The 19,168-nt window shown below is 64.1% G+C and carries 18 protein-coding genes; 8 read left to right on the top strand and 10 right to left on the bottom strand.

Translation table 11 applies throughout. The annotated features are described in order from the left end of the window. Positions 1 to 63: 63 nt before the first annotated feature. Both AC4FWB_RS02705 and AC4FWB_RS02700 read right to left on the bottom strand, forming a co-directional pair. Complete coding sequence (locus AC4FWB_RS02705) at positions 64 to 1,305, bottom strand: MFS transporter (RefSeq protein WP_491024209.1); 1,242 nt, start codon at positions 1,303 to 1,305, stop codon at positions 64 to 66. Positions 1,306 to 1,443: 138 nt separating this feature from the next. Continuing rightward, entirely contained in the window at positions 1,444 to 2,676 is a 1,233-nt protein-coding gene (locus AC4FWB_RS02700) for an MFS transporter (protein ID WP_491024208.1), read from the bottom strand. A 108-nt stretch (positions 2,677 to 2,784) separates the two neighbouring features. Between AC4FWB_RS02700 and AC4FWB_RS02695 the strand changes: the two genes are divergently transcribed. Together AC4FWB_RS02695 and aspS are read left to right on the top strand one after the other, a co-directional pair. After that, the gene (locus tag AC4FWB_RS02695; protein WP_491024207.1) at positions 2,785 to 3,543 is read left to right on the top strand and encodes a DeoR/GlpR family DNA-binding transcription regulator; all 759 of its coding nucleotides are present in this window, start codon (positions 2,785 to 2,787) and stop codon (positions 3,541 to 3,543) included. Between the two features lie 136 nt (positions 3,544 to 3,679). Continuing rightward, positions 3,680 to 5,470 (top strand): aspartate--tRNA ligase, encoded by a 1,791-nt coding sequence (gene aspS / locus AC4FWB_RS02690; protein WP_491024335.1) that lies wholly within the window; start codon positions 3,680 to 3,682, stop codon positions 5,468 to 5,470. Between the two features lie 97 nt (positions 5,471 to 5,567). On the opposite strand, the gene AC4FWB_RS02685 is transcribed toward aspS, so the two are convergent. Together AC4FWB_RS02685 and AC4FWB_RS02680 are read right to left on the bottom strand one after the other, a co-directional pair. Continuing rightward, positions 5,568 to 6,758, bottom strand: coding sequence for an aq_1923 C-terminal domain (locus tag AC4FWB_RS02685; protein WP_491024206.1), 1,191 nt, complete (start codon positions 6,756 to 6,758; stop codon positions 5,568 to 5,570). A gap of 43 nt (positions 6,759 to 6,801) precedes the next feature. Next, complete coding sequence (locus AC4FWB_RS02680; RefSeq protein ID WP_491024342.1) at positions 6,802 to 7,185, bottom strand: hypothetical protein; 384 nt, start codon at positions 7,183 to 7,185, stop codon at positions 6,802 to 6,804. On the opposite strand from AC4FWB_RS02680, the gene parC reads away from it, so the two are divergent. Together parC and AC4FWB_RS02670 are read left to right on the top strand one after the other, a co-directional pair. Next, positions 7,171 to 9,426, top strand: a complete 2,256-nt coding sequence (gene parC, locus AC4FWB_RS02675) for a DNA topoisomerase IV subunit A (protein WP_491024205.1) — start codon at positions 7,171 to 7,173, stop codon at positions 9,424 to 9,426. The genes AC4FWB_RS02680 and parC overlap by 15 nt on opposite strands. Before the next feature lie 278 nt (positions 9,427 to 9,704). After that, the gene (locus tag AC4FWB_RS02670) at positions 9,705 to 10,904 is read left to right on the top strand and encodes an AI-2E family transporter (RefSeq protein ID WP_491024204.1); all 1,200 of its coding nucleotides are present in this window, start codon (positions 9,705 to 9,707) and stop codon (positions 10,902 to 10,904) included. Here the strand turns inward: AC4FWB_RS02670 and AC4FWB_RS02665 are convergent. From AC4FWB_RS02665 to AC4FWB_RS02655, 3 genes are all read right to left on the bottom strand, one after another. Then, a complete protein-coding gene (locus AC4FWB_RS02665) occupies positions 10,892 to 11,788 on the bottom strand; it encodes a DMT family transporter (protein ID WP_491024203.1) in 897 nt (298 codons plus the stop codon). The two genes, AC4FWB_RS02670 and AC4FWB_RS02665, sit on opposite strands and share 13 nt — an antisense overlap. A 126-nt stretch (positions 11,789 to 11,914) precedes the next feature. Further along, positions 11,915 to 12,679, bottom strand: a complete 765-nt coding sequence (locus tag AC4FWB_RS02660) for an arginyltransferase (RefSeq protein WP_320229937.1) — start codon at positions 12,677 to 12,679, stop codon at positions 11,915 to 11,917. A 134-nt stretch (positions 12,680 to 12,813) separates the two neighbouring features. After that, a complete protein-coding gene (locus tag AC4FWB_RS02655; RefSeq protein ID WP_491024202.1) occupies positions 12,814 to 13,284 on the bottom strand; it encodes an RDD family protein in 471 nt (156 codons plus the stop codon). 198 nt (positions 13,285 to 13,482) lie between these two features. On the opposite strand from AC4FWB_RS02655, the gene sthA reads away from it, so the two are divergent. Next, a complete protein-coding gene (sthA, locus tag AC4FWB_RS02650; RefSeq protein WP_491024201.1) occupies positions 13,483 to 14,871 on the top strand; it encodes a Si-specific NAD(P)(+) transhydrogenase in 1,389 nt (462 codons plus the stop codon). Between the two features lie 43 nt (positions 14,872 to 14,914). Here the strand turns inward: sthA and AC4FWB_RS02645 are convergent, their stop codons facing one another. Continuing rightward, positions 14,915 to 15,574: an alpha/beta hydrolase gene (locus AC4FWB_RS02645; protein ID WP_491024200.1), complete on the bottom strand. Its 660-nt coding sequence runs from the start codon at positions 15,572 to 15,574 to the stop codon at positions 14,915 to 14,917. 202 nt (positions 15,575 to 15,776) lie between these two features. On the opposite strand from AC4FWB_RS02645, the gene AC4FWB_RS02640 reads away from it, so the two are divergent. After that, positions 15,777 to 16,991 carry an OpgC family protein gene (locus AC4FWB_RS02640; protein ID WP_491024199.1) on the top strand — a complete coding sequence of 405 codons (1,215 nt, stop codon included), beginning with the start codon at positions 15,777 to 15,779 and terminating at the stop codon, positions 16,989 to 16,991. Positions 16,992 to 17,048: 57 nt separating this feature from the next. Here the strand turns inward: AC4FWB_RS02640 and AC4FWB_RS02635 are convergent, their stop codons facing one another. Beyond that, positions 17,049 to 18,128: a LacI family DNA-binding transcriptional regulator gene (locus tag AC4FWB_RS02635; RefSeq protein WP_491024198.1), complete on the bottom strand. Its 1,080-nt coding sequence runs from the start codon at positions 18,126 to 18,128 to the stop codon at positions 17,049 to 17,051. Between the two features lie 178 nt (positions 18,129 to 18,306). Between AC4FWB_RS02635 and AC4FWB_RS02630 the strand changes: the two genes are divergently transcribed. Both AC4FWB_RS02630 and AC4FWB_RS02625 read left to right on the top strand, forming a co-directional pair. Then, positions 18,307 to 18,450 (top strand): hypothetical protein, encoded by a 144-nt coding sequence (locus AC4FWB_RS02630; RefSeq protein WP_491024197.1) that lies wholly within the window; start codon positions 18,307 to 18,309, stop codon positions 18,448 to 18,450. 57 nt (positions 18,451 to 18,507) lie between these two features. Continuing rightward, positions 18,508 to 18,645, top strand: coding sequence for a hypothetical protein (locus tag AC4FWB_RS02625; protein ID WP_491024196.1), 138 nt, complete (start codon positions 18,508 to 18,510; stop codon positions 18,643 to 18,645). A 146-nt stretch (positions 18,646 to 18,791) separates the two neighbouring features. Here the strand turns inward: AC4FWB_RS02625 and AC4FWB_RS02620 are convergent, their stop codons facing one another. Next, complete coding sequence (locus tag AC4FWB_RS02620; protein ID WP_491024195.1) at positions 18,792 to 19,166, bottom strand: DUF423 domain-containing protein; 375 nt, start codon at positions 19,164 to 19,166, stop codon at positions 18,792 to 18,794. Positions 19,167 to 19,168: the final 2 nt, after the last annotated feature.

Below are 19,168 nucleotides of genomic sequence, written 5' to 3'. Positions count from 1 at the left end.
CATCGGTTTTAGGCCCCTTTCAATTTCAGCCGCGCGCGCTTTCGTCAAGCCGGCGCCACGTCATCATTCGTCGGCCGTGCCCGAATCGCCGCTTCTCCGCGCGAGCCGCGCGAACAGCGTCGAGGTGCGCAAAAGTGCCGTGAAGCGGCTGCGTTTGCCTGCCGGCACACCCGATCGCACCTGCATCCGGTAGAGGATCACGACAATGAGAATGGCGTAGACGACGGCGCTGAACACGAACAGGGCGCTCGGTCCGAAATACTGCATCACGGCCGATGCCGCGAACGGGCCGCCAATGGCGCCGAAGGAATAGAACAGCATCAGCGCCGCGTTGATCAGCACGAACTCGCCTTTGCCTGCGCGGTCGTTGGAATGCGCGGCCGATAGTGAATAGAGCGGCATGGCGAAGCTGCCGAAGATGAAGACGATGACGAAGTTGAGGAACGGATCGCCGTGCGCCACGAAGGCAAGCGTCAGCGCTGCGACCATGGCGCAACAGGTTGTGGTCAGCAGCACCGAGCGCCGGTCCCAGCGGTCGGAAAGGTAGCCCAGCGGATATTGGATCAGCGCCCCGCCGAAGATGCCGACGCTGACGAAGGTAACGACATCGGCCACCGACATGCCGATCTCCTCGGCATAGACCGGCGACAGCGTGCGAAAGGCACTGTTGGTGACGCCGACGGCGATGCAGCCGATCGATCCGAGCGGCGAGATCCGCCAGACGCGCGGCAGGTCGAGCTTGACCTCTTCCGGCGGCGCCGGGTTCGAGCGGTCGCCGAGCGAGACGGGCACCAGCGAAAAGGTGATCATCATCGACATGACGGCAAAGATGGCGAAGCCGCCTGCGCCGAAGACCGGGATCAGGAATTGCGCGCCGGTGACCGAGCCGATGTCGACCATGCGGTAGATGGCGAGGACGCGGGCGCGGTCTTTGTTGCCGACGCCGGAATTCAGCCAGGCCTCCATGACGGTGAACAAGCCGGCGAAGCAGAAGCCGCCGGCAAAGCGTATCGCGCACCACATGACAGGGTTGATGACAAGCACCAGAAGCAGCGTGCCGACCGACGCGATTGCGGCGAGCGCGGCAAAAGCCCTGACATGGCCGACGGCCTTGAGGATGCGGGTGACGGCCAGGCAACCGAGCAGGAAGCCGGCAAAATAGAACGTGCCCATGAGGCCGATATCGGAAGCGGAAAAACCTTCCTGCGCGCCGCGCAGCGCGATCAGCGTGCTTTGCAGCCCGTTGCCGCCAAGCAGGATGCCTGCGGCGATGAGGAGCGGGATAAGCGGGCGGATAGAAGACATTGAAGAGAGGCAATCACGGAGCTGTGACCTCTTCTTGGACCATAGATCCTGTCAATGCCAGCGGCAAATGCGACACGAACACGGTCACATTCTTGCACCCTGCCGGGGACATGGGGGCTGCCGATCGGGTAGGGGCCTCTAAGCTTTGCCGGCTCGTATTTCCATCTCGTGCGCAACCGTAGACGGCGCCTCGCCTGGAATCGCATTGACGGGCTCTGCGGCCGGCCGCCGGCCAAGCGAGCCCGCGGTCAGCAGGCTGAGCATGATGAACGGGATGCCGATCCCGTAGGCCGAGCGGATGCCCCAATGGTCGGATACGAAGCCGAGCAGCGGCGGACCGAGCAGGAAGGCGATGAAGGAGATCTGCGAAAGCGCCGCGACGTTGATCGCCGCGGGCCGGTCCGTCCGTTGCGCTGCGGCGGAGATCGCCAGCGGGAAGATCGCGCTGCTGCCGATGCCCAACAGGGCGAAACCCAGCATCGAGACGAACGGCAGGGGCGAGAAGAAGACGATAAGCACGCCGGCCGCCATCGCTGCCAGCAGCGCGCGCGCCACCCCGCTTGGCGAGTGGCGATCGACAAAGGAGTCGGCGAAGAAGCGCGTGGTCGCCTGCGAGAAGGCGAACAGCGCCACCGTGAAGCCGGCGACGAACGGGCCGGAATCGAACACGGTGCGCATGTAGATCGCCGACCAGTCGATGCTGGCACCTTCCAGGAGCATTGCCGAAAGCGTCACCGCCACCAGGACCAGGATCGGCAGCGTCGGCCGCGCGAACATCGGCGCCTTGCCGCCGGTGGCGGCGAAGCGGGCAGGCGCCGGCTCGAAGCCGCCGAGGAACAGCGCCATCGCAACCGCCACCATCGGCACCACCAGCGCCAGATGAAGTTGCGGCGACAGGCCGAGATGCGCCAGGGCGCCGCCGAACAGCCCAGCGCCGAAGAAGCCGGCGCTCCAGAACGAATGCGCCCGGTTCATGATGCGGCGCTTGAGCAGGAATTCCGTCCTGTCGGCCTCGACATTCAAGATGATCTCGACGCTGCCGATCATCAGGCCGACCGGCAGCAGCATCAGGAACAGCGCGACCGGTCCCGGCGCGTGCGCGGCGACGGAATAGACGAGCGCGATCAGCGGCACGAGCCAAAGCAGCGCCCGGCGAAAGCCGACACGCTCCAGGACAGGCGTCGCCAGCGTCAGCGCGGTCAAGGTGCCGATCGGCGTCCCGATCAGGCTGAGCCCAAGCGTGCCGTCCTCGATTTCCATGGCGCGCTTGATGTCCGGCAGCCGTGGGAAAATGTTGCCCATGGCGAAAGAGTAGATCGCGAAACCGGCATAGACGCGGTGCTGAGGGGCGAGTTTCAAGCCAAGGGTCATTGCGGCATTTCCATTGGGGAGGGTGGGACGGCATCGCCGATCCGGTGCCTACTTCTTGCATAAACATGCAAAACATGCAAGAATGTGCATAACAAAATAGGATCGTGCATGCTGACCGAGGAACGGCACCAATTCATTCGCGACCGGCTGGCGGCGGAAGGCAAGGTGCTGGCCGGCGAGCTCGCCAGCCGCTTCGGCGTCTCAGAGGATACAGTTCGCCGCGATCTGCGCGAGCTGGCGAAAGCCGGGCAGTTGCGCCGTGTCTATGGCGGCGCGATCGCATCGGCGCCCTTTGCAGCGGCAACGATCAGCCAGCGCAGCAGCCATGCGGTCGAGGAGAAAATGCGCCTGGGGAAGGCGGCGGTGGGCCTGCTCACCTCGGGGCAGACCCTGTTCGTCGACGGCGGCACGACCAATGAGGCGATCGCCAGGGCGATCCCGCGCGATATCGAGCTGACGGTGGCCACCAATTCGCTCGGCGTCGCATCGGCTCTCGCCGATCTTCCCCTGGTCGAGCTGATCATGCTCGGCGGCCGCTACGTCCGCGACCTCGGCACCTGCGTCGGCGGCGACACGCTTGCCGCCGTGGCACAGCTTGGCGCCGATCTGTTCTTCCTCGGCTCCTGCGGGCTCGATGCCTCGCGCGGTGTCACGGCTTTCGATTCGGCCGAAGCCGAAGTGAAGCGGGCCATGGCCAGGAACAGCGCCGGCATTGTCATTGCCGCCACCAACGACAAGCTTGCCACCGCGGCTCCCTACCGTGTCGCCGCACCCGACGCGATCAGGCATCTGGTGGTCGAAAGGACAGCGCCCGCCGCCATCCTCGCCGATTTCCAGCGACAGGGCGCTGAAATCCACTTTGCGTGAAGGGCCGAAGCCGCGAGCTTGTGCGACCGCTTGCCCTGTGTGACCGGTTACCTTGACAAAGCCGGCCTCTCATGCGCTTTTCGCGCCAATTTTCGAGCCGGGCTTTCGCCCGCAATTCCGGACTTCACCAATGACAATGCATCGTTACCGCAGCCATACCTGTGCCCAGTTGAGAAAGAGCGACGTCGGCAATTCCGTCCGCCTGTCGGGCTGGGTGCATCGCGTGCGCGACCATGGCGGGCTGCTCTTCATCGACCTGCGCGACCATTACGGCCTGACCCAGATCGTCGCCGACCCGGATTCGCCGGCCTTCAAGATCGCCGAGACCGTGCGCGGCGAATGGGTGATCCGAGTCGACGGCGAGGTGAAGGCGCGCCTGCCGGAGACGGTGAACTCCAACCTGCCGACCGGCGAGATCGAGATTTTCGCGCGTGAGATCGAGGTGCTGTCGGCGGCCAAGGAATTGCCGCTGCCGGTGTTCGGCGAGCCGGACTATCCGGAAGACATCCGGCTGAAATACCGCTTCCTCGACCTGCGTCGCGAAACGCTGCACAAGAACATAATGGCGCGCACCAGGATCATCGCCGAGATGCGCAGGCGCATGGGCGAGGTGGGCTTCACCGAATTCTCGACGCCGATCCTGACGGCATCCTCGCCGGAGGGCGCGCGCGACTTCCTGGTGCCCTCGCGCATCCATCCCGGCACCTTCTACGCGCTGCCGCAGGCGCCGCAGCAGTACAAGCAGCTGATCATGGTCTCCGGCTTCGACCGCTATTTCCAGATCGCGCCCTGCTTCCGCGACGAGGATCCGCGCGCCGACCGCCTGCCCGGCGAATTCTACCAGCTCGACCTCGAGATGAGCTTCGTGGAGCAGGACGACGTGCTGTCGACCATGGAGCCGGTGATCCGTGGCGTGTTCGAGACCTTTGCCACCGGCAAGCCGGTGACAGAGAGATTCCCGCGCATCGCCTATGACGTCGCCATGCGCAAGTACGGCACCGACAAGCCGGACCTGCGCAATCCGATCGAGATGCAGGCTGTGTCCGATCATTTCCGCGATTCCGGCTTCAAGGTGTTCGCCAACATCCTGGCCAACGACCCGAAGGCCGAGGTCTGGGCGATCCCCGCCAAGACCGGCGGCAGCCGCGCCTTCTGCGACCGCATGAACTCATGGGCGCAAAGCGAGGGCCAGCCAGGTCTCGGCTACATCTTCTGGCGCAAGGAAGGCGACAAGCTCGAAGGCGCAGGACCGATCGCCAAGAACATTGGCGAGGAACGCACCGAGGCGGTCCGCCTGCAGCTTGGCCTCGCCGATGGTGACGCTGCCTTCTTCGTCGCTGGCGACCCGAAGAAATTCGTCGCCTTCGCCGGTGCCGCGCGCACACGCGCCGGCGAGGAACTGAACCTCGTCGACCGCGACCGTTTCGATTTGTGCTGGATCGTCGACTTCCCCTTCTACGAATGGAACGAGGAGGAACAGCGCGTCGATTTCGGCCACAACCCGTTCTCGATGCCGCAGGGTGGCATCGAGGCGCTGAAGGCCGAAGATCCGCTCGGCATCAAGGCGTTCCAGTACGACATGGTCTGCAACGGTTTCGAGATCGCCTCCGGCGGCATCCGCAACCACCTGCCGGAGACCATGGTCAAGGCCTTCGAGATCGTCGGGCTGGACCGCAAGACGGTCGAGGAGCGCTTCGGTGGCCTCTATCGCGCCTTCCAGTATGGCGCGCCGCCGCATGGCGGCATGGCGGCCGGCATCGACCGCATCGTCATGTTGCTCGTCGGCGCCAAGAACCTGCGCGAAGTCACCATGTTCCCGATGAACCAGCAGGCTTACGACCTATTGATGAGCGCGCCCTCGGAAGCCACCCCGCAGCAGCTTCGCGAGCTGTCGTTGCGCGTCGCGGTGGCGAAGAAGGAAGGTTAGGAGCAGCGCCCAAGCGGCTGCTGTTGCTTAGAGAATCGATCTCAAACGAAAAGCCCGGCATCGCTGCCGGGCTTTTCGTTTGAGCGTTTTCGCCCGATCAGTCCTCGTTCGCCTTGACCTTGACGCCCAGCGTCTTCGGCAGGTCGAGCGGGTTGGACATGGCGCCGGCCATGATCAGCGCGAACGGCACCGACGACGGCGGCTCTGCCGAGATCTCGAGGCTCTTCGGGTCGTCGAGGAACTTGTTGACCGCAGCCGACACCTCGGCCGTCAGCTCGGGATTGTTGAGCTGCGCCATGCCGAACGGCACGATCGCCTTGGCCTGGTTGGCGACATCCTTGCCGGACATGCCCTGCTGCTTGCCGACATAGTCGAGCACCTTGCCGGTCAGCGAATCGTCGTCGAAGCGAACCGAGGCGCCGTTGAAGGACAATTGCTGCAAGAGGCCGAGCATGGCCATGCCCTGTGCGGAATTGTCGGCGCCCTCGGGCTGCGAGGCGAGCTGCTTCTGCATGGCCTGCATCGACTTGATGAAGTCGACCGTGTAGCCGCCGAGGTTGAAGGTCATGCCAAGCGTGCCGGCATTGTCGACCGCGATGTCATATTTTGACAGCTCCATCTTGCCGTCGCTGGGCTGCCAGGTGCCGGCCATCGAGACGGTGCCGGAGATGTTCTGGTAGCCGAGCGCCTCGATCGCTTCCTTCGACTTCGGGTCCTCGACCAGCGAGAGATCGGCATTGAACTTTTCGGTATTGGCGGTGAAGTCCATCGCCTTGCCGTCGGCCGGCGGGGTGATCTGGACGGCGAGCCCGTCCATTGAGAAGGCGGTCTTGTCGCCGACCTTCACCGTCATGTTGGAGAGTTCGGCCGACTTGTACATCATCAGCGAGCCGAGCGGATCGGTGCTGCCTTCGGCCGGCACCTTCATATCGTGGATGACGAAGGGGCTGAGATTGAGTGTCACGCCGTCCTTGGAGTGCTCCAGGGCGGAGGTCGAGACGGTCGCGATCTCGAAGCCGCCATTGGCCTCGGTGACGCCCTCCAGCTTCACGTCGCCGATCGGCAGCGCTTCCTTCTCGGCAGCCGGCTTGATGGAGACGCCCTGCAAGACGACATTCGAATCGTCGCCCGAGGCACCGGTCCAGGAAATGTCGACGCCCTGGGCGGCAAGCGTTGCCTTGACGCGCTCGGCCACGGCCGGATCGGCGGCGAAGGCGGCGTTGAGCGGCAGGGTCAGCAGAAAGGTTGAAAAAGCCAGTTTCTTGAGCTTTGAGCGTTGAATTGTCATGGCGAGTTCCCTGTCCTGAAAAGTGTTTTGAATTCCTGCTCCATCACCATTCCGTGACGAACGGGACGGGAAAAAGGCGATCCCGGCCCATTTGTCGAAAACGGCGACGAAAAGCAAATGCGGGCCGGCAGGCTTTGCATGGTGCGGTGAATTTGTCATGAAGACTGCGGCTCTCCTCCGCCCGCTTGCATGCCCGGATAGAGGGCGCATGTAACAGATTGATGTTGGCCGGCGCCCCGCTTGCAGCCGATGCCTGTTGCAGATTGGCGGGAAACTGGATTGTTCGCCTTGCCGCTTCCGTGAAATCCTTCACATCGCCGGTTGCGACCTGGTGCGGCGATTGCGCGCGACGAATCCGCCGACTTCCAACCCGGCGCTTGCCGCGAATCACCCGCTCGGCTAGTCCAAATCCATGGGAAAAAGGCATTTGCCGCCTGAAGACAATGGCGGCGGCGACAACATTGAACCGGTCGATCTGAAGGAAGCGCTCGAGAAGCGCTACCTTGCCTATGCGCTGTCGACCATCATGCATCGGGCGCTGCCGGATGTGCGCGACGGGCTGAAGCCGGTCCATCGCCGCATCATGCACGCCATGCGGCTCTTGCGGCTAAACCCCGACCAGGGCTTTGCCAAATGCGCCCGCATCGTCGGCGAGGTGATGGGTAAGTTCCACCCGCATGGCGACCAGTCGATCTACGACGCGCTGGTGCGCCTCGCGCAGGAATTCTCGATGCGCTACCCGCTGGTCGACGGGCAGGGCAATTTCGGCAACATCGACGGCGATAACGCCGCCGCCATGCGCTACACCGAAGCGCGCATGACGGAAGTGGCGACCGAGCTGCTTGCCGGCATCACCGAGGATGCCGTCGACTTCCGGCCGACCTACAACGAGGAGGACGAGGAGCCGTCCGTTCTTCCCGGCGCCTTCCCGAACCTGCTCGCCAACGGCTCGTCCGGCATTGCGGTGGGCATGGCGACCTCGATCCCGCCGCACAACGCCGCCGAGCTTTGCGACGCCGCGCTGCACTTGATCGAGCATCCGGACGCGCCGGTGGCCAAGCTGATGGATTTCGTCCAGGGTCCGGATTTCCCGACCGGCGGCATCATCGTCGACAGCCGCGCCTCGATCCTCGAAGCTTATGAGACGGGCCGTGGCGGATTCCGCGTCCGCTCCAAATGGAGCCAGGAGGACCAGGGCAGGGGCACCTGGAGCATCGTCGTCACCGAGATTCCCTATGGCGTCCAGAAGGCCAGGCTGATCGAGAAGATCGCGGAGCTTTTGATGGCGCGCAAGCTGCCTCTGCTCGAAGACATTCGCGACGAGAGCGCCGAGGATATCCGCATCGTGCTGGTGCCGAAGAGCCGCACGGTCGATCCGGGTATCCTGATGGAATCGCTGTTCAAGCTCACCGAGCTCGAAAGCCGCTTCCCGCTCAACATGAATGTCCTGTCGCGCGGCAAGGTGCCGAACGTGCTCTCGCTGAAGGGCGTGCTCAAGGAATGGCTCGACCACCGCCGCGACGTGCTGATCCGCCGCTCGAGATATCGGCTGGGCGAGATCGAGAAGCGCCTGGAAATCCTCGCCGGCTATCTGATCGCCTATCTCAACATCGACGAGGTGATCAGGATCATCCGCGAGGAGGATGAGCCCAAGCAGGTGATGATGGCCCGCTGGTCGCTCACCGACAACCAGGCCGAAGCCATCCTCAACATGCGGCTGCGCGCTTTGCGCAAGCTCGAAGAGATCGAGATCCGCAAGGAATATGACGGCCTCACCGAGGAGAAGAAGCAGATCGAGGCGTTGCTGGCGTCCGACGCCAAGCAATGGGCGACGATCAAGTGGGAAGTCACCAAGATCCGCGACACGTTCGGCCCGGAGACCGAGCTCGGCAAGCGCCGCACCCAGTTCGCCGACGCGCCGGAGCATGACCTGACCGATATCGCGCATGCGATGATCGAGCGCGAGCCGGTCACCGTCGTGGTGTCGGAGAAGGGCTGGCTGCGCGCGATGAAGGGTCATCTGACTGACCATTCGCAGCTTGCCTTCAAGGAGGGCGACAGCCTGAAGCTCGCCTTCCATGCCCAGACCACGGACAAGATCCTGGTCTTCACCACCGGCGGCAAGTTCTACACCATCGGCGCCGACCGTTTGCCGGGCGGGCGCGGTCATGGCGAGCCGATCCGCATCATCGTCGACATGGAGAACGACCAGGACATCGTCACCGCCTTCGTCCACGATCCGAAGCGCAAGCTGCTGCTCGTCTCCTATGATGCCAACGGTTTCGTCGTCTCCGAGGAAGAGGTCGTCGCCAACACCCGCAAGGGCAAGCAGGTGATGAACGTCAAGGCGCCGGACGAGGCCAAGCGCTGCGTTCCGGTCGCCGGCGACCATCTCGCCATCGTCGGCGAGAACCGCAAGATGCTGATCTTCCCGCTCGCCGAGATCCCGGAAATGGCGCGCGGCAAGGGCGTGCGTCTGCAGAAATACAAGGACGGCGGCGTGCTGGACCTGAAAACCTTCACGCTGGAGACGGGGCTCACCTGGCAGGACTCCGCCGACCGCACCTTCACCAAGTCGCGCGAGGAACTGGCCGAATGGATCGGCGCCCGCGCCGCCGCCGGCCGCATGGTGCCGAAGGGTTTCCCGAGGACGGGGAAGTTTGGGTGAAGCTGCTGATCTCCCCCCTTGTGGGGGAGATGGCCGGCAGGCCAGAGGGGGGCGCTGTCCCGCCGACCGCTGGACCTGGTCGCAGATGCGCAGGTCCTGTCGATTTTGACTGGCACGAATTGAACCAAGGCTGGCGTTCCTTCGCGCGCCCCTCTGTCCTGCCGGACATCTCCCCCGCAAGGGGGAGATTGCAGCTCACCCAAACATTTGGACTATCGTCACGATTGCTGCACTATGATCGTGCATAAGCATTCATGGAACTAGGGAGAAACGCCGGGTTGAAGCGGGCTGAAATCCAGAAGCCGGGGCAGCGCCTGTTCGGCCTGTCGACGCCGCTCAGGGCTGCCGTCATCCCGCCGCTGTCGGCGGCGCGCTGGCTTCTGGTGCTGATCGTCGCCGCCGGCGTCTATTTCTTCCATGGCTTCCTGTTCCCGGTGCTGGCGGCGCTCGTCATCGCCTTTGCGAGCTGGCCGCTCTACCGCAGGCTGCTCGCCGCTGTCGGCGGCAACCGCACCGTCGCCGCCACCCTTGCGATCCTCTTCATCCTGACCTTCCTGGTGGTGCCGATCGCGTTTGCCGGCACCTATGCCATCAACGAGCTCCGCGAATGGGTTGTGTGGGCGATCGAGACCAACCGCCATGGTTCCGCCACGCCGCAATGGATCGCCACCATGCCGGTCGTCGGCGAGTGGCTGAACCAGCAGTGGACGGCCAATCTCGGTCATCCCGGCGGCATCGGCGAACTGATCCAGATGGTCAGCGGCTCCAACATCGGCACCATCTATCGCGGCGCGCTGGTTGCCGGCGGCAGCGCCTTCGGCCTGCTGCTCACGCTGCTGTTCATGCTGATCGCGCTGTTCTTCGCCTATCGCGACGGCGAGGCTTTCGCCGCGCAGGTCGATCGTCTCGGCGAGCGCATCCTGCCGACGCGCTGGGAGCGCATCTCGCGCGTTGTGCCGGCGACGATATCCTCGACCGTCACCGGCATGACCGTCATCGCCATCGGCGAAGGCCTCGTGCTGGGCGTCGCCTACTGGCTGGCCGGCGTGCCGTCGCCGGTGACGCTCGGCGCGCTCACCGGCATCATGGCGCTGATCCCTGGCGGCGCGCCGCTCTCCTTCACGCTGGTGTCGATCTACCTCGCCGCCAGCGGCAAGTTGTTTGCCGGCACGGCGCTGTTCATCTGGGGCGCGGTCGAGCTCTTCATCGTCGACAAGACGTTGCGTCCCAAGCTGGTCGGCGGACCGATCAAGCTGCCGTTCCTGCCGACCTTTTTCGGCCTGATCGGCGGCGTCAAGACGATGGGTTTCCTTGGCCTCTTCATCGGCCCGGTGCTGATGGCTCTGCTCGTCGCCATCTGGCGCGAATGGCTGCGCGAGGTCGAGATGATGGACGAACAGATGCCGGCCGCGGACGACGACAGCGGGCCGCCGCGGATCGAGGCGACGCCCGAGGCCAGGAAAATTCAGGCCGGCTGACCGACCGCAACGGCGGCACGGCGCTTGCGGCCTTCATGCAATTGCCAGAGCGAGTGGGCGACCAGCGTCATGATCAGGATCGTGCCGCCGATCAGGCTGTTGCGCGAAGGCGTCTCGGCAAAGATCAGCCACACCCAGACCGGCGCCAGCACGGTCTCCAGCACATAGAACATCGCCACCTCCGGCCCGGAAATGTATTTCGGTCCATTGGCCAGGCAGAAGAACGAGATCGGCATGATCACGGCGCCGTTGAAGATGATCCACCATGGTTGGTTGACGTGAAAGCCTTCGCCCGAGACCATGAACAAGGCGACCGCCAGTGGCAGGACGACGCCGACGAGCGCGGTGAAGCCCATGTCCTTGCCGCTGGCGCGCGAGATGGTGATGGCGATCGCCACGAACAGGGCCGAGCACAGCGCCATGAAATCGCCGAACAGATGCCCGGTGCCGACCGAGCCGCCGACGATGATCAGCACGCCGAGGATCATCGCCAGCATCGCGATCACCGTCCCGAGCCGCGGCTTTTCCCTGAGGAACAGCCAGGAGAGCAGCGCCGCGAAAACGGTGTTGAAGGCGAGGATGAAGACGAGGTCGGCCGTGGAGGTGTGATAGACGGCGGTTACGAAGGTGACGCCCGTGAGCCCGTAGCACAGCGCCACGGCAAGTCCCGACCAGCCTGGGATGAGTTGCGGTGCGTTACCGCGCAGCGCGCGCCATACGGCCCAGATCACCAGCGCGGCGACGAGCGTCGTGCCGGTGCGCAGCATCATGATGGTCCAGGGGCTGCCGTCGGCGAGCCGGATCAGCGGAATGTCGACGGTCAGCGTCAGCCCGCCGATCGCGGTGATCAGGAGACCTTTCTGGTGGTCGTGATGGGAAGACATGCAGAGACTTTCGCAATGAAGCGCAGGTGGGCAGCCGGCTGGCGCAACGGCGAACTCTTCAGCCAATTGGCCGAAAGACCAGCGTCCCCTGCCTTGAAACAGTTTAAGCGTGGATCTTGGAAAAACTCAGCGTGAGACCGCTTCGTGGTCGTAGCGTTCCCAGCCTTTCGGACCGAGATGCTCCTGCGGCATGAAGCGCATCTTATAGCTCATCTTGCGCGAGCCGTTGACCCAGTAGCCGAGATAGACGTGGGGCAGTCCCATCGCCTTGGCGCGGGCGATGTGGTCGAGGATCATGAAGGTGCCGAGCGAGCGGTCCTCGAAATCGGGATTGAAGTAGGAATAGACCATCGACAGCCCGTCGGCCATCTTGTCGGTCAGCGCGACCGCGATCAATTCGCCCTGGCCCTTGCCGGTGATGAAGGTGTCGGGGCCGCGTCGACGGTATTCGATAATCTTAGTGTCGACATGCGTGTCCTCGACCATCATCGCATAGTCGAGCACCGTCATGTCGGACATGCCGCCGCGCCGGTGGCGGGCGTCGAGATAGGCGCGGAACAGTGAGTACTGCTCGGTCGAGGGCTGGGCGTCGTGCATGGCGCCGATCAAGTCGGCATTGCGCTGGATGACGCGGCGCATGTTGCGGCTGGCGGTGAATTCCTGCGCCAGGATGCGCACCGACACGCAGGCGCGGCAGGACTCGCAAGCAGGCCGATAGGCGATGTTCTGGGAGCGCCGGAAGCCGCCTTGGGTCAAGAGGTCGTTCATCTCGGGCGCCTTGTCGCCGACAAGGTGCGTGAACACCTTGCGCTCGAACTGGCCCTCCAGATAGGGGCACGGCGACGGCGCGGTCAGGAAGAACTGCGGCGACTGGGTCGGATGCTGCGTCATCTAATCTTGGAAACGCTCCTGCGAATCGCCCTACCTTTGGCCCGGCCGGCGAAAAATTCAACAGGATTGTGCTGCCGCGGCCGGCTCAGCCTGTTCATATTCTATCACAACGGCGATGGCGGGCGCAGGCACCGTCAGACATCGGTGCGGGTTACGACCGTGCCGAGAAGCAGGTCGTGCAGCGTGCGCTTGCGATCGGAAAACAGTGTGACCAGCAGCACCAGTGGCGTCAGGATGACATTGCCGGCCCAGAACAGCACCGAATGCACGACCGCGGTCAGGCCGTCGATGCGGGTGCCGTCAAGCTTGTCGAGCCGGATACCCATGATCTTCATGCCGGTCGTTGCCTGGTCGCGGCTGCCCAGCGTGTTCCAGATGTAGAGGATGGCGACCGCCGGAACCAGGATGGAGAACAGCGCCCAGCCGAGGCCGAAGGTCAAAAGCCCGAGGAGGGCGACCAGTATGGCGAAGGGGATGGTGAGCACGGCAACGATGAAATAGTCGAGGATGAAGGCGAAGACGCGCCTGGTGCGCACGCCGCGATAGGCGCGCGTGTCCTCGAACCTCGTGGTGATGATCTCGCCGTCAAGCACGCGCGTGTTCATGTCATGCCCTCGTAACAGGCCCGAAATAGGTCTCGGCCATTCGCCACTGAAATGGTGAAAGCCGATGGCGGAATCAAGGTCGGCGGCTCGTAACGCACGCGCCGCAAGCCGTGGCGAGCGCGGTTGCAGCGGTTGAATTCTTGACGCGGATGGCGTTAGCCTGCTGCGGCGCAACAAGACGCCGAGGGGAAGGGGAATATGGACTACGACATGCTTGTCATCGGCAGCGGCCCTTCCGGGCGCCGCGCCGCGGTGCAGTCGGCCAAGCTTGGCAGATCGGTTCTGGTGGTCGATAGGGGCCGTCGCCTGGGCGGTGTCTCCGTGCACACCGGCACCATTCCGTCCAAGACGTTGCGCGAAACGGTGCTCAACCTCTCCGGCTGGCGCGAGCGCGGCTTCTACGGGCGCGGCTACAGGGTCAAGCAGGACATTTCCGTCAGCGACCTGGTCGAGCGCCTGCACAAGACGCTCGACCACGAGGTCGAGGTGCTGCAGCACCAGTTCATGCGCAACGCGGTCAAAAGCGCACGTGCCACGGCCAAATTCCTCGGCGCCAACAAGGTCAGTCTGACGACCGACAATGGCGACTACAGCGAGGTCGGCTTCGCCAACGCGCTGATCGCCGTGGGCACCAGGCCGCACCGGCCGCGCGACGTGCCCTTCGACAAGACGCGCATCTTCGACAGCGACGAGATGCTGGAGCTCGACCGGCTGCCGCGCACGCTGACCGTCATCGGCGCCGGCGTCATCGGCGTCGAATACGCGACCATCTTCTCGGCGCTCGACGTGCCGGTGACGCTGGTCGAGCCGCGCAACACCATCCTCGATTTCGTCGACCGCGAAATCGTCGACGACTTCATCCACCAGATGCGCGATCGCGGCATGACCATCCGTCTCGGCAGCACGGTCAAGGAAATCGCCTCGAAGCCCGACTATGCCGAGGTGACGCTTGCCGACGGCCGCACCATCCGCTCCGAGATCGTGCTTTATGCCGCCGGCCGCAGCGGCAATCTCGGCAGCCTCGGCCTCGACGTGGTCGGCATCGAGGCCGACAGCCGCGGCCGTATCAAGGTCGATCCGCAAACCTTTCAGACCAGTGTGTCCAACATCTACGCCACCGGCGACGTCATCGGCTTCCCGAGCCTGGCTTCGACCTCGATGGAGCAGGGCAGGGTGGCCGCCTGCCATGCCTTTGGCGTGGCGCTGCCGCCGCCGCCGGAAACTTTTCCGTACGGCATCTACGCCGTGCCGGAAATCTCCACCGTCGGCCAGTCGGAGGAGCAGGTGCGCGAGAGCGGGATCGCCTACGAGGTCGGCGTCGCCCGCTTCCGCGAAACCTCGCGCGGCCACATCATGGGCGTCAACTCAGGCTTCCTGAAACTTCTCTTTTCAGTCGAGAACCGCCGCCTGCTCGGCGCCCATATCGTCGGCGAGGGCGCCACCGAGCTCATCCATATCGGCCAGGCGGTGATCAATCTCGGCGGCACGGTCGACTTCTTCGTGAACAACACCTTCAACTACCCGACGCTGGCCGAGGCCTACAAGATCGCCGGGCTGGATGCCTGGAACAGGATGGGGCAGGGGTAGAGCGCTGACGGAGGGCGCGTTCCGACGTGTTGTCCTGGCGCCGTTAGGCGACCAGGTTAGGTCCGGCAAGCCACTGCCGGGCGATAACGGCATCCGCATCGCCGAATTCATGGCCCGAGGCGACGATGCGCGCGTCGACCTCGGCGCCGCGCGCACTCAGCAGCGTCACCAGGGCCGGCGCGAAGGGGCCGTAGGTCTGGTCGGCCGCGCCGGCAATGATGAGCACGCGCGTTCCGGCAAGGTCGGTCGCCGGTGCGTCATCCAGCACCGGCATCGCTCTCAGCAAGGCCGCCTGCCTCACCAGCCCGGGATGAAGCAGCATGAGCGTGGAAACCAGATTGGCGCCGTTCGAATAGCCGAGAAAGGTTGCGCGCGACAGATCGAGCCCGTGGCGCCGCGCGGCTTCGGTTGCAAATTGGGCGAAGGCGGCCGTCTCCGAACGAATGCTCGACTGCTCGAAACTGGTCGGCGTGATTCGCTCGAACCAGCGGAAACCGTCCTCCTGGCGGATGCGGCCGCGCGCCGCGACCAACACTGCACGCGGCGCAATCTGCCTCGCCAGCGGCGCCAGCGTCGTTTCGTCCACGCCAGATCCATGCAGCATGAAAAGGCATTCGCCGCTCGCCTTTGCCGGCAGGATCAAGCGATAGGAGAATGGCAGATCATGGCGCAGCACACTGTTTTTATTGGCATCTTCGGACATGATCACATCCTGTTGATTTTACGGTGATTTCGCTGATTTGCCGGCTTCAAAACGGAATGTTTTCAAGCTCCGCGAAAGTTGATTGAACCGGGCGCATTTCAGACCGTTTCTGCGCCGATAGACTCCCCACGGGAGGAATCGAAGCGGTGCGTCGGGGGTCGCATTGCTGGAGATGAAACACCAGCTCTGAGGCCTTTTGTCGATGACCATCCCCGTTTCTCAACGCGGCGCGAGTAGCAACGAGCGCGATATACGTCCCAAAGAACGCGATACGCGTATCGATGTGCTGCGCGCGCTCGCCTTGCTCACCATTTTCGTCGACCATGTGCCGGGCACCGTCTTCGAAAACCTGACCTACAAGAATCTCGGCTTCTCCGATGCGGCCGAAGCCTTCGTGCTGATCTCCGGCATCTCGGTGGCGCTCGCCTATGGCACAAAGTTCAAGCCGGGCGGCAGGCTGCTGGCGACCCTGAAGATGTGGCGGCGCGCCGGCGTGCTCTATGTCACCCACATCGTCATCACCATGGCGGTGATCGCCATGTTCTGCGCCGCGGCGGTGTTTGCCCACCGGCCCGAACTGCTGAAGATGATCAACATCGAGCCGCTGATGAAGAACACGCCGGAAGTGCTGCTCGGCATCGTCACGCTCGGCCATCAGCTCGGCTACAACAACATCCTGCCGGTCTATGCGGCGCTGCTTCTGGCGGCGCCGACCTTCGTTCTGTTCGTCAGCTACCGACCTGTGGCCGCGCTGATCGTGTCCGGCCTGCTATGGCTGGCCGCCGGCATCTGGCAGATCGCGCCGCCCAACTATCCCGAGCCGGGTCTCTGGTTCTTGAATCCCCTGTCCTGGCAGTTCCTGTTCAACATCGGCCTTGCAGCCATGCTGCACGTCAAGCGCGGCGGCGCCATCCCGGTAAACCGTTGGCTGCTGGGCTTCGCCGGTGTCTATGTGGTCGGCGCGGCGATCTGGGTGCACAGCCCGCTGTGGGGTCAGATCACCTGGTTCGACCTGCCGGTGGTGATCGGCGGCTTCGACAAGACCTTCCTGTCGCTGCCGCGATTGCTGCATATCCTTTCGGTCAGCTACCTAATCGTCGCCCTGCCGGCCGTCTCGAACCTCTTCCGTGCCAGGCCCGACAATCCACTGGCGATCCTCGGCAAGCGCTCGCTGCCGGTGTTCATCGCCGGCACGGTGATCGCCATGGCGGCCCAGGTGCTGAAGCTGATCAATCCGGGTGGCCTCGCCTATGACACGCTGCTGATCGCCGCGGGCATCGCCATGCAGTTCGCGCTGGCGCTGTATCTCGAATGGCTCGCAGGTCTCGGCCCGACCCGCGCCAAGCCGGCGCGCGAAGAGGTTGCGCGCTCCACATTTGGCGCTCAGCCGGTGCCTGCGAGGGTTGGCGGGTACTGAAGAGGGCCCAAGAAGAGCAGTCCAGCAATCTGCGGATGTTGAACTGTCTGGAGTTGTTCAGCCTTTTGGCGCCGGGCCAGTCGAGGCCCTGACGACCAGCTCGACGCCCATCGTCTCGCGCCGAACCGCGCCGTCGAAGTCGAGGATCATGCGCGCGGCCCGCCGGCCGATCTCCGTGATCGGCTGGGCGATCGTGGTGAGCGGCGGTGCGCTGAGCGCGCCGTCCGGCACGCCGTCGAAGCCGACGATGGAAACGTCTTCCGGCACTTTGAGACCCCGCGCGGTCAGCCATTCGATGGCGATCAGGGCCATCCTGTCCGACATCGCCAGGATGGCGGTGGGCCGCTCGCCGCCAGCGAAGATCGCTTCGAGCCCGGCCCTGGTGCTCTTCTCCTCGTTCTCGGTCTCGAAGATCGGGATCTTTGTCGTGTCGACGCCGAAGCGGGACAGCCCCTCGAAATAACCGGCAAGACGGTCGCGCGTTCCGGTATAGACCGCCGAGCGGACCATTTCCGGCGTGACGAAGCCGGTGCGGTCCTCGCCGAGGGTCAGCGACAGAACCGCGAAACGACGATGGCCGAGTTCGGCGAGATGACGCGCGGCAAGCCGCCCGCCGGCGACATTGTCGACACCGATCGCCGAAATGGACTCATCGTGAAAGCCGAGCTCGAGCGCCACGAAGGGCAGCCTGCGCTCGCGCGTCAGGTCAACAAGGCGCGAGCCGCCCTCGATGCAGAACAGGATGAAGCCGTCGACGAGCGCGCTCTGGATGTTCCAGGCGAGCTTTTCCTGGTTGGCGGCCGAAACCAGGGCGATCCCGGCGCCAGTGGCGTCGCAAGCCTCGGAGATGCCGGCCATCATGACGCGGGCAAAGGGATCCTCGAAGAAATAGGAGAGGGGCTCTGTCGTGCCGACGCCGATGGCGTTGACCTTGCCGGCGCGCAGCAGCCGGCCCTTGGGGTCGGGGCCGGCATAGCCCATCGCCTCCGCCACCGCCTTGACCCTTTCGCGCACCTCGGCGCGCACGATCTCCGGGCGGCTGAAGACGTTGGAGGCCGTGCCGTGCGAGACACCGGCCGCCTTGGCGATATCCGCCAGCCGGATCGGCCTTGTCTGACCCTCGAGGAGTGATGCCATGCCTGTTCTCCGAATCCGGTCGCATGACGAACATGGACGCCGAATGCCTGCCGGTCCACTTAACATTTTTGTTGGATCGATTCAAATTTTGCCTTGACTCTGGTGGTGTGGAGCATAATATTTGAATCGATCCAAGTCGCTTTGATGAGTTGGTGCAAGATTTGAAGAGGAGGGTGCCATGCATCCGGTCAACTATCTGTTCCAGGACGTCTATCGCAACGATTGGGGCATTGCCTCGGCTGCACTGAGCGAGCGGCGCCGGGGCAAGGCAAGCCCGTGGAAGCGTGAGCCGCGCTTCATCGTGGCGCGCAAGCGCGCCTGAGACGTCTGCCTTTTTCGCGTCGATCGATTGGATCGATTCAATTCTAGGAAGCCAGTCATGCATCCGATCAGCCATCTTTTCCAGGACATCTATCGCAACTATTGGGGCATCTCGCCGGCGACCGTCCGGCCGGAACGGCAGCGCGCGGCCGAGCCGGCGACGCGCAGGCTCAAGCTGCTTCAGAAGCGCCGGTGACGCCGGCGCGGCCCATCGCCGGGGGCTCAGCGTTACGGGGCGATCTCGAGCAATTCCAGGAAAAGTGTACAACGGTTTTCCGTCCGGAATTGCGTAGAAACAAACAGTTAGAGCAGTTCGACGTTTCCGTGAAGCGATGAACTGCTCTAAAGACCCGGACGCCACAGCGCCGAGACCGCGATCGCCAGCCAGCCGGCGATAAGCAAAGTGCCGCCGATCGGCGCCGACATCGGAAACAGCCGCGAGCCTAGAAAATCCCGGGCGAGAAGATCGCCCGAAAACAGCAGCAGGCCGACGAGCAGCACCAGGCTTGCGATCTTGAGATACCGGTTGCCGCCGATAAGGCCGACGGCGAGAAAGACCGGCGCATGCATCAACAGGAAGGATGCCGCAGTGCCGGTGAAGGCGCCGCCGCGATGCGCGGCCGCCGCCGACAGCGCCACGCCGGCCGCCCCGACAAGGCCGCCCGCCAGCACGAGGACACGGCTGCCGCCATTTGAGGGTTGCCCGGCAAGGCTCATTC

This window comes from Mesorhizobium sp. LEGMi-168a (genome assembly GCF_058312955.1).
This window is presented reverse-complemented; position numbering and strand designations above follow the sequence as displayed.